The organism is Labrenzia sp. 5N (assembly GCF_012395805.1).
Classification (GTDB): Bacteria; Pseudomonadota; Alphaproteobacteria; order Rhizobiales; family Stappiaceae; genus Roseibium; species Roseibium algicola.
In genome coordinates this window covers 371,176-381,692 of sequence record NZ_JAAZTM010000020.1, presented here as the reverse complement: position 1 = coordinate 381,692, position 10,517 = coordinate 371,176, and the positions used below count along the sequence as shown (strand labels likewise).

Genomic DNA, 10,517 nt, shown 5'->3' with positions numbered 1-10,517 from the left:
TCATGAGATAATGTCCTGACAGAAAAATCGGGGCTTGATTGGAACAAAAGTGGAGCAAATTGTAACTTGGCGCAATCAAGGATTGTGTCTGTCGATTTTGCTCGAATTTTAGGCGGATGAACCAGGCGGCAGTTTGTGAGTTGCCTTGTGGAAAATGAGTGAAGCCTGGCGAAAATAGCGGCGAAGCTGTTGGCGTGCCGTTAGGGTTCTGGTTTCTAGCAGCAAAGCTTGCAACGTTGACCGTTTATCGACACGTGCCGGAGAAGCACACGAACATCGTCGGCGGGGTCAACGAAAAACAAACAGGAGTTCAGTATGGCGGGCAGCGTCAACAAAGTAATTTTGGTCGGCAATCTGGGAGCAGACCCGGAAATCCGCCGTACGCAGGATGGCCGCCCGATCGCCAATCTCCGGATTGCGACGTCGGAATCCTGGCGCGACCGCAACACCGGTGAGCGTCGTGAAAAGACGGAGTGGCACCGTGTCGTGATTTTCAACGACGGTCTTTGCAAAGTTGCGGAGCAATATCTGCGCAAGGGATCAAAGGTTTATCTCGAAGGCCAGCTTCAGACCCGCAAATGGCAGGATCAGTCCGGTCAGGACCGGTACTCCACCGAGATCGTGCTGCAGGGCTTCAACTCCAACCTGACCATGCTTGACGGCCGCGGCGAAGGTGGCGGTGCATCCGGCGGTCTTCCCGATTACGGCAATGACTCACAAGGCGGAGGTGGCTTCGGCGGCGGCGGTTCCGGTTCCGGTTCCGGCGGGAATTTCGGTGGTGGCTATGGCGGCGGTTCCAGCAGCGGTGGCGGTTACGGCGGTCCGTCCGGTGGCGGTGGCGGCCCCATGGACGACGAAATTCCGTTCTGATCTTTTTCTGCGTTAGCGGGTGCGGTCCCATGCTTTGGGGCCGCGCACCAGGGTATGTTGATCAACCGCCGACGTTTGGGTCGTAAGGCGTGTTCGGGTCATCAACGCCGTCGTAATATTCCTTCGCACTGCCGAGACCGCAGTGATAGACGGCTTCTTCTGCGCGTGTGTCGCCACCCGTAATCGGGGCGCCGTTGTGATGCGCGAATTCATGAATGATGGTGGCCAGCACCATCCACCTGCCCATTTTAAAGGCCCGGTCACCAACCGCGATTTCCCCGGAAGGAACGTGGATTTCCCCATGTAGCGGTGAAATGGTCGGTCCGTAATTCACCCAAATCGAGCTGTCGTTGATCATGTCCGACAAGCTTCGCCCCTTGGGTAGCGTCCGGAAATAGGCATTACATCCCGGGTTGTTCTTGACCATCTTGAAAAGCTTGTTTCTGGCCCATTTCAGCTTTGAATACTGGGAAGAGTTGAAACTTGTGTATTTCCAGATCGGTGACGAATGGTCACCAACATTGAATTGAAACGGCATTTGGCTCTCCGGTAATGTCTCACGTACTCGTGAAGCCGTAGATACGCCGTTGACGAAGAAGGCGGCGTGATGCCAATCACGCCAGGTTGTTTTTCCAAACAGCCGCAGTTCTGCCGTTTCTGGCACCGTGATGGTGGGCAGCTGTACTGTCAGCAACGAGGCAAAATCGTCACAGTCGGCTGATTTCAAACCTGTGTAGGACGGCGCCCCTTAACCATCTGATGAACCCTGTTATAGTATCAAACGGTTTACGGGCGCAGTTTCCGGGAATCGGGTCGCGGGGCCCGGTTGCACGGTAACTGCGTTGCCATATCACGCTCGGATGTAGAACATCCTCGGCGGATATGCCGAACAGCCTTCGATCCTTGCAGGGAAGCGATAAAACCCTGGTGACTTGGGCAAGGCGTCAGGTTCGAAAAGATTTAAAATAAGCGGGTTTAGACAATGCGAGCGAATGCAATGGCACTGAGCGAATGTACCAGGAAAAAACCGAAACGTTCCGTCCTGGGGACGTCCCTCAGGGCTGGCTTGATGGCGACAGTGCTTTTTTCCGGTTTTAACCTGGTCTCGGTAGAGCCTGCTTCCGCGCAGGGGTTGTTCCAGCGTCTGTTCAATCCGGAAGCGCATCGCCGACAGCAGGAGCGTGAGCGCCAGCAGGATCTTAGCAAGAAGGTCGTTACCGCAAAGGTCTCTGCGCCGCGCTACCTCAATTACACGGCCGACAGCTGGAAGAAGGTTTCGCTGGCTGAGCTGTCGGAGATCAAGTCCGCCGAGGTGAAGCCTGATGTCCAGCCCGTTGAAACGACGGATGCCCCGAGCACCGAAAGCGATAGCCTGCCACAGGCTCCGGTCGTTCTGACCGCATTCGACACGGCGCGTCCGGCATTGAAAGACATGTCGCTCACCGTCCTTCCGGAAGTGGGTTCTGCAGTCATTTCATTCTATCGTGAGCATCCCGATTTCGTCTGGGTGAAAGACGGTAAGCCGACAGAAAAGGCAATCGCGGTCCGCAGCAGTCTCGCTGAAACAGGCAAATTTGCGCTGAACCCGGAAGACTATGTCGTCGATCTTCCCGTAACTGAAGGTCTTGAAGGTGAGGCACTCGATGCCGCCACGATGCGGTTCGAGATGGAGATGAGTGCAGCCGTTCTGACATATTTTCTGGATTCCAGGCGCGGACGTGTCGATCCGAACCGGATTTCCGAATATCACGATCTGCCAAGGCATGAAGTCGATCTCGTTGCAGCCCTGGAAGGCTTCAAGGCAGCGGCCAATGCCGAAACAGCAGTTGCCAAAGCGCAGCCTCAGAGTGAACATTTCCGCAAGCTGACCGAAGAGTTGGCCCGCTTGCGAGCAGAAGATGAAGACGCCGACCAGATCGTCATCGCGCCCGGCACATTCCTGAAGGCTGGCAAATCCAGCCCGGAAATGAAGAACATCGTCGCCGCGATCGCCAAGAACGGCTCGGAGGAACTCAAGTCGGCTCATGAAGAGACGCTGACTGCCTATGATGGCGCTGAACTTTATTCTCCGGAACTCGTTGAGCTGGTGAAGGCTTTCCAGAAGGAAGCCAAGCTCACGCCGGATGGTATCATCGGCAAGAACACCATCAACGCGATGGTCGGCGAAACCAACGCGGCGAAGATCGCCAAGGTCGAACTGGCCATGGAGCGCAGCCGCTGGCTTCCCGAAGAACTCGGCGAACGCAAGGTTTTCATCAACCAGGCTGCCTTCACCGCGACCTATACCGCGCCTGACGAAGCTCCATTGAGCATGCGGGTGGTTGTCGGCAAGAAGTCCAATCAGACCAACTTCTTCTACGACACGATCGAAATCGTTGAGTACAATCCCTATTGGGGCGTGCCGTATTCGATCATTGTCAATGAAATGCTGCCGAAACTGGCAAACGACCCGAGTTATCTCGACCGCGCCGGTTATGAAGTAACGACACCAGGCGGCCGGCAGGTTTCGTCTTCCGCAGTCGACTGGTACGCGGTTGCTTCCAAACAGCAATCGGTCAACGTCCGCCAGTATCCGGGCAGCTCGAACGCGCTTGGCGAAGTCAAGATCCTGTTCCCGAACAGGCATCACATCTACATGCACGATACGCCGTCAAAAAACCTCTTCAACAAGGATATGCGCGCATACAGCCATGGCTGCATCCGTCTGCAGGATCCGAAGGCCATGGCCGCTGCGGTTCTCGGCAAATCCAAGGATTACGTGAGCTCGCGTATTTCGGGCGGTCAGAACCAGCAAGAACAGGTGACCGGCGATATTCCGGTTTATGTGTCCTATTTCACGGCGTGGCCTGAGCTGGACGGGACGGTTTCCTTCTATACCGACGTCTACGACAGGGACATGCATCTGATGAAGGCTATCGAGAAAACCGAAGCAGAGCGGGAAAAAGTCAGAACGTCCTGATCTGGAATTGCAGAACAACAAAAGCCGCCGAAGGGGTGACCTCCGGCGGCTTTTTTGTTTGCCATCTCGAAGAGGCAATATCAGGAGGCGCCGCCGAGGCATTCCTTCAGAGAACTTGAGAGCCCCTTCAGAAGTTGCGGATAAAGGTCCGGGCCATTTTCAAGATCGGTGCCCAGCGGGTCAAGCGTACCTGACCGAGCGCTGCTGCCTTCCAGAACAACCGAAACCAGCTTTGCGTCAAATTGCGGTTCCTGAAAAACGCAGCTTACGCCGAGGTCCCGGATCTTGCCCTGGATTTCCTGAATTCGGTCTGCACTCGCCAGAGCTTCCGGAGAAACGGTAACCGATCCACTGGCCTCGATTTCATAGTGATGTTCGAAATGATGATAGGCATCGTGGAAGACGATGAACTTTTTGCCTGCAAACGGAGCCAGTTCAGCGGAAATGTCCTGATCGAGTGACGCGATCCGCTTGGAAAAAGCCGCTGCATTCTTCTTATAGGTTTTGGCGTTGGCAGGATCCTGTTTCGTCAGGGTATCTGCCATGATTTTTGCGATCTCGATGCCGTTTTCCGGGTTCAGCCAGATATGCGGATCGACAGCCTCATGTGCCGCGTGCTGATGCTCTGCGTCGTGGTCGTGACCCGAGTGGTCATGGGCATCGGCGTGGCTGTCGTCGTCATCATGTTCGTGGCCGTCATGTTCATGTTCGCCCTCTTCGTGATCATGTTCGCCGCCAGCGTGGTCGTGGTCATCTTCTTCTGCATGATCATGCGCATTCTCTTCGCCACTGTGCCCATCGTCGTGATCGTGATCATGGGCGTCGAAGCTGGCACCTTCTCGAATGTCGAGTTGATGAATTCCAGACGCATCGATCAGTTCGACCGTTACAGCATTCTTGGCCATGGTTTCGATTGGCTTCTTCAGCGAGGGAGCCAGTTCTGGCCCAACCCAGAACACCACATCGGCTCCCTGAAGTAGAAATGCCTGCGACGGTTTCAGCGCATAGCCATGAGGAGAGGAGGCGCCGTCGACAAGGACATAGGGCGTCCCGACACCTTCCATAACAGCCGACGCGATGGAATGGATCGGTTTGATGGACGTGACGACACTGGGGGCGTCGGCGTGCGCATTCACTGTCAGGGTCACTAGTGCTGCTGCGGCGGGAGCCGTCAGATAAAGTGACCTGCAGGCGCTGTTCTTGATGGCGGAGAAGGTGAGGGGCATAGGTAGGCCTTCAGGATGATGTAATTTTATAACGTGTAATTTTATAACGTTCAAAAATCGGGTTTTCAAGTCCACTTTCGCCGGAATGTTGTCGAGAGCATCCGTGAACATCTTGGTTTGCAGCCGCCGTACAGATAAGCTTTAGAAAAATGCTGACGGATCAGAAGCTTCATGCACACCGGAACCGAAATACTTGCTGACAGTTTCCTGCGGCCCTTTCCGCCCAAGGCTGCGCAGCTGATCGTGACCATCTACGGCGACATCGTTGAACCGCGTGGCGGTGTGCTGTGGATGGGAGACCTGATCAGCCTTTGCGCCGGCTTCAGCGTTAATGAATCGCTTGTCAGGACAGCGGTGTCCCGTCTGGTTTCAAAAGGTCAGTTGATAGGTGAGCGGGAAGGCAGGCGCAGCTTTTATGCTCTGACACCGGATGCCCGGGAAGAATATCACCTGGCGGCAGACTTGTTCTATGGCCCTGAGGATCCGGATTGTGGCTGGCTGTTGACCCGTTGTACGGAAGCCGCGGATCAGGCCGTTCTGATGCGGTTTGGGTTTGCGTCACTTGAGGGGAATGTCTACATCGGCGCCGACAGACCGGGACGCCCCGTTCTTGGTACCGCGTTTCGCGCGTCGGCTTTGAACCTGAAATCAGGTGAACTGGAAAAAATAGCTGCTTCCTCATTCGGACTGGAGCTGCTGGCTCGGGACTACACAGGCTTTGTCTCGCACTTCAAACCCATGCAGAACCTGATCGCAGATGGTGTTGCACCTGCCTCTGCACTGTTGTTCCGACTGGCATTGGTGCATGCCTATCGCGGCATTCGCCTGCGGGATCCCCGCCTGCCACGCTCGGTCCTGCCGGCAGACTGGGCCGGATACGAAGCGCGTTCGTTGTTCGCCGCGCTCTACGCGGGCCTTTCTCCGGCAGCCGACAGTTACATCGGTCGGAACCTGTTGAATCAGGATGGCCCACTACCGGCCGCACCGGATGCAGTGCAGGAACGTATGCGGTCACTTACCTTAACTGATTGAATTATAGTGTTTTTCGGCAATCACTTGAAGCAGGCGACAAAACATCACAAAAATAATTAATTTCATGCTTTTTCTGTGATGTGTTGTGAGGTATCCTTTTGGAAATTCAACATGACGAAAGGAGGCGTCATGTATGCCCAGATGGTAAAAACCGACTCGACCAAAGTTCTCTCTCTCGCGGAGATGACGGACGAGGAAAGAGCCTTTCAGGAACGCATTGACCGTGGTGAGAAAATCGAACCAACGGACTGGATGCCGGAAGGCTATCGCAAGACCCTGATCCGTCAGATCGGTCAGCATGCTCATTCGGAAATTGTCGGCCAGTTGCCTGAAGGCAATTGGATAACTCGTGCGCCTACACTCGAGCGCAAGGCAATCCTGCTCGCCAAGGTTCAGGATGAGGCAGGCCATGGCCTTTACCTCTACTGTGCGGCTGAAACCCTCGGCGTCAGCCGGGACGAGTTGATCGAGCTGCTCCATGCCGGCAAAATGAAATATTCCTCGATCTTCAATTACCCAACCCTGACGTGGGCCGATATCGGTGCCGTCGGATGGTTGGTGGACGGCGCGGCAATCATGAACCAGGTGCCGTTGCAGCGGACGTCCTTCGGCCCGTACTCGCGGGCGATGATCCGTATCTGCAAGGAAGAAAGCTTCCACCAGCGCCAAGGCTACGACATCATGATGAAGATGGCGAAGGGTTCGGAAGCGCAGCGCCGCATGGCGCAGGATGCCTTGAACAGGTTCTGGTATCCGTCGTTGATGATGTTCGGTCCGTCCGACAAGGACTCTGTCCATTCCGCCCAGTCGATGGCCTGGAAGATCAAGATCAACACCAACGACGAGCTGCGCCAGAAGTTTGTCGATCAGACCGTTCCCCAGGCTGAGTATCTCGGGCTGACAGTGCCTGACGAGAACCTCAGGTGGAACGAGGAAAAGGGCGGTTACGATTTTTCCGAACCGGACTGGAGCGAGTTTTTCGAAGTTCTCAAGGGCAACGGTCCATGCAACCGGGAACGCATGGAAGCCCGGGTGACGGCATGGGAAGATGGTGCCTGGGTGCGTGACGGGTTGATGGCGCATGCTGACAAGCGGGTCGCTGCCAGAACCGCGGCCGAGTAAGCGCCATGACCGAAACTCATCTGGCCGAATTGAATGTGGCTCGGCTCCGTTACGATATCAACGATCCGCGGATTGCCGATTTCGTCAACAATCTGAACCGGGTAAACGCCGCCGCCGAACGCAGCAACGGTTTTGTTTGGCGGTTGAAGGATGAGGCCGGCAACGCGGTTTCCATGACGCGCGAAAGCGACCCGTTGGTCATACCGAACCTTTCGGTATGGACCGACGTCGGGTCTCTGGAAAACTTCGTGTTCAAGACCGTTCACAAACGCATCTACGACCGACGGGCGGAATGGTTTGAAGTGATGGAGCGCATGCATTTTGTCATGTGGCCGGTCGCCGCTGGCCATGTGCCAACGCTCGAAGAAGCTTGGCAGAAGCTCGACTATCTGAACGAGCACGGGTCAACGGATCTTGCTTTCGGCTGGGAGCATGTGAAAGACGCCAATCTGTGGTGGTCGGCACGATGCTCAAGTTCTGCAGCCTGACATTTCGGAGGAAATCATGAAAAAGGAATGGCCCCTCTGGGAGGTCTTTATTCGCGGCCAGCATGGTCTCAATCATCGCCATGTAGGGTCACTGCATGCACCGGATGCTGAAATGGCAATCAAGAATGCGCGCGACGTCTATACGCGCCGCAAGGAAGGCGTTTCGATCTGGGTCGTGCCGTCGGCACAGATCACTGCTTCTGATCCGGGCGCGAAGGATGCCTTGTTCGAGCCGTCCATGGACAAGATCTATCGTCACCCAAGTTTTTACGACATTCCGGATGAAGTCGGAAAAATGTGATGACCAGAAAAGACGAACTAATCGCACGCGATACTCTCTTCGAATGGCTGCTGCGCAGAGGCGATACGGCGCTTGTTCTGGGGCACCGCGTTTCGGAATGGTGCGGGCATTCTCCTGTCCTGGAAGAAGATATCGCACTCGCCAATGTCGCGCTCGATCTAATCGGGCAGGCGCGCATGTGGCTGGGGCTTGCCGGTGAAGTCGAAGGTAAGGGACGCGGCGAAAATGAGCTGGCTTACCTTCGGGACGCCTGGGACTTTCGCAACTTCCTGCTGGCCGAACAGCCAAATGGTGATTTTGGCCAGACGTTGATGAGGCAGTTCCTGATCGATGCCTATCAGGTGCCGTTGCTCGAGGCTCTGAAAAGCTCGAAAGACGAGCGGATCGCTGCCATTGCAGCGAAGGCTGGCAAGGAGGTTGCCTACCATCTCGACCGATCCGCGGACCTCGTGATCCGTCTAGGAGACGGTACTGAAGAGAGCCATCGCCGCATGCAGCAGGCTCTTGAGGCGTTGTGGTCCTACACCGGTGAAATGTTCGCCAGTGATGCCATCGACACCGCGATGGCGGAAGCTGGGCTTGCTCCAGATGCCGCCTCCCTGAAAGCGGAATGGAAAGAAACAGTCGAAGCTGTTCTGGATGAGGCTACGCTTACCCTTCCGGAAAGCGACTTCGCCCATATGGGCGGCTTGACCGGTCGTCATTCGGAACACCTGGGGCACATGCTGGCAGAAATGCAGTTCCTGCAGCGGGCCTATCCCGGCGCGACCTGGTGATCCGATGCCTGTTTCCATGGACACGGTCTGGCAATGGCTTTCCGAGATCCCTGATCCGGAAATCCCGGTTATGTCCCTGACGGACCTGGGCGTCATTCGTGATGTCTCCTGGCAAGACGAAACGCTTGTTGTAACCGTCACGCCGACCTACAGCGGCTGCCCGGCAACTGCGGTGATCAATCTGGACATCGAAACCAAGTTGCTGGAATGCGGCGTTACCAAGGTGCGTCTTGAGCAGCAGCTCAGTCCGCCTTGGACAACCGATTGGCTGACGCAGGAAGGCCGGGCGAAATTGCGTGCCTACGGCATTGCGCCGCCGGTAGACGGAACCCGCTCGGACGGTTCGGCAGCCGGAAGGGTCGCGCGGCTGACAGGTCAGGGGAGCTTTCAGGTCGCTTGTCCTCGCTGTGGTTCGGAAAACACGGAAAAGGTCAGCCAGTTTGGCTCCACGCCCTGCAAGGCGGCTTATCGCTGCCGGTCGTGCCTGGAGCCATTCGATTACTTCAAGTGCCACTGAGAGGGCACTTCAATTAGTTGGGACGCGCGGGAAGGTGAAATGCTTCCATTGGCTGTCCTGAGTTATTTGAGCATCCGTTTTTGCCGATATCGGCAGGGTGCAGCAGATCATGTTTCGGGAGGACATGCATGTCGCGGTTTCATGCGCTGACAGTGACTGACGTAACGCCGGATACAAGAGATTCGGTCGTTGTGACCCTTCAGCCGCAGTCGGAGGAACAGGATTTGTTCCGTTTCGAACAGGGGCAATATCTGACCTTCCGGCGTGACTTCGACGGACACGAGGTGCGCCGTTGCTACTCAATCTGTGCCGGGACCGAAGACGGTGCACTGAAGGTCGGGATCAAGCGCGTCGACGGAGGGGCTTTTTCCTGCTGGGCGCATGAAAGCATGCGGCCGGGAGACATGGTCGAGGCCATGCCGCCACTCGGCAGATTCAACGCCCCGATCGAACCGGATCTCGCGCGTTTTTATGTCGGTTTCGCCGGTGGGTCTGGCATCACGCCGATCCTGTCGATCCTGAAGACAGTACTGGCCCGCGAGCCGAATTCTCAATTCACACTGGTCTATGCCAACCGGCAGATATCCTCGATCATGTTCCGAGAGGAACTGGAGGACCTGAAAAACCGGTATCTCGGTCGCCTGCAGGTGATCCACATCCTCAAAAGCGATGCGCAGGACACCGAGCTGTTTTCCGGCCGCGTCGATGAGCAGAAGCTGAACGATCTCTTCGATACGCTGATCGATCCTCAGGACATTGATATTGCTTTTCTTTGCGGACCTCACGGCATGATGGAAACCGTTCGTGGCAGCCTGGAAGCGCGCGGTGTCGCGGCGGACAAGATACGGCAGGAACTGTTCAAGTCCGATCAGCCGGGACGCTTGCCGGCACGGCTGCGGCCGGAGGTCATTGATGGTTCAGCGAAGGAGGCCGATCTTCGGTTGACCATCGACGGCACCACGCGGGAAATCCACATGGAACCGGGCGAGACCATTCTGGAAGCAGCGCATCGTCACAACATCGATGCACCATATTCCTGCTGTGCAGGCGTGTGTTCCACATGCCGCGGCAAGGTGCTGGAAGGTGAGGTCGAAATGGCGGCCAATCATGCTCTGGAAGACGACGAAATTCGGGATGGCTACGTTCTGACATGCCAGTCGCGGCCGCTGAGCAAACGCCTCGTCGTGACTTACGACGCCTGAAACCATTCCGTTTCAAGAACTGGA

General features: G+C 56.1%; 11 protein-coding genes. 9 read left to right on the top strand and 2 right to left on the bottom strand.

The genetic code is table 11. The features are described 5' to 3' along the window. Positions 1 to 315 precede the first annotated feature (315 nt). Complete coding sequence (locus HEP89_RS22280; protein ID WP_168693067.1) at positions 316 to 870, top strand: single-stranded DNA-binding protein; 555 nt, start codon at positions 316 to 318, stop codon at positions 868 to 870. A 61-nt stretch (positions 871 to 931) separates the two neighbouring features. Here the strand turns inward: HEP89_RS22280 and HEP89_RS22275 are convergent, their stop codons facing one another. Further along, entirely contained in the window at positions 932 to 1,408 is a 477-nt protein-coding gene (locus HEP89_RS22275) for a hypothetical protein (protein ID WP_022998705.1), read from the bottom strand. Between the two features lie 531 nt (positions 1,409 to 1,939). Here HEP89_RS22275 and HEP89_RS22270 point away from each other — a divergent pair. Then, complete coding sequence (locus HEP89_RS22270) at positions 1,940 to 3,829, top strand: L,D-transpeptidase family protein (protein WP_209014795.1); 1,890 nt, start codon at positions 1,940 to 1,942, stop codon at positions 3,827 to 3,829. A gap of 80 nt (positions 3,830 to 3,909) precedes the next feature. On the opposite strand, the gene HEP89_RS22265 is transcribed toward HEP89_RS22270, so the two are convergent. Next, complete coding sequence (locus HEP89_RS22265) at positions 3,910 to 5,055, bottom strand: zinc ABC transporter substrate-binding protein (RefSeq protein WP_168693065.1); 1,146 nt, start codon at positions 5,053 to 5,055, stop codon at positions 3,910 to 3,912. Positions 5,056 to 5,226: 171 nt separating this feature from the next. On the opposite strand from HEP89_RS22265, the gene HEP89_RS22260 reads away from it, so the two are divergent. From HEP89_RS22260 to paaE, 7 genes are all read left to right on the top strand, one after another. Continuing rightward, the gene (locus HEP89_RS22260; protein WP_168693064.1) at positions 5,227 to 6,087 is read left to right on the top strand and encodes a PaaX family transcriptional regulator C-terminal domain-containing protein; all 861 of its coding nucleotides are present in this window, start codon (positions 5,227 to 5,229) and stop codon (positions 6,085 to 6,087) included. 129 nt (positions 6,088 to 6,216) lie between these two features. Further along, positions 6,217 to 7,209 (top strand): 1,2-phenylacetyl-CoA epoxidase subunit PaaA, encoded by a 993-nt coding sequence (gene paaA / locus HEP89_RS22255; RefSeq protein WP_022998701.1) that lies wholly within the window; start codon positions 6,217 to 6,219, stop codon positions 7,207 to 7,209. Between the two features lie 5 nt (positions 7,210 to 7,214). Then, entirely contained in the window at positions 7,215 to 7,697 is a 483-nt protein-coding gene (locus tag HEP89_RS22250) for a DUF3291 domain-containing protein (RefSeq protein WP_168693063.1), read from the top strand. Between the two features lie 16 nt (positions 7,698 to 7,713). Next, positions 7,714 to 7,998: a 1,2-phenylacetyl-CoA epoxidase subunit PaaB gene (paaB, locus tag HEP89_RS22245; RefSeq protein ID WP_006933303.1), complete on the top strand. Its 285-nt coding sequence runs from the start codon at positions 7,714 to 7,716 to the stop codon at positions 7,996 to 7,998. Beyond that, the gene (gene paaC / locus HEP89_RS22240; RefSeq protein WP_197923275.1) at positions 7,998 to 8,774 is read left to right on the top strand and encodes a 1,2-phenylacetyl-CoA epoxidase subunit PaaC; all 777 of its coding nucleotides are present in this window, start codon (positions 7,998 to 8,000) and stop codon (positions 8,772 to 8,774) included. The genes paaB and paaC overlap by 1 nt, the downstream gene beginning before the upstream one ends. Before the next feature lie 4 nt (positions 8,775 to 8,778). Beyond that, complete coding sequence (paaD, locus tag HEP89_RS22235; RefSeq protein WP_168693062.1) at positions 8,779 to 9,291, top strand: 1,2-phenylacetyl-CoA epoxidase subunit PaaD; 513 nt, start codon at positions 8,779 to 8,781, stop codon at positions 9,289 to 9,291. Between the two features lie 128 nt (positions 9,292 to 9,419). Beyond that, complete coding sequence (gene paaE / locus HEP89_RS22230) at positions 9,420 to 10,493, top strand: 1,2-phenylacetyl-CoA epoxidase subunit PaaE (protein ID WP_168693061.1); 1,074 nt, start codon at positions 9,420 to 9,422, stop codon at positions 10,491 to 10,493. Positions 10,494 to 10,517 lie beyond the last annotated feature (24 nt).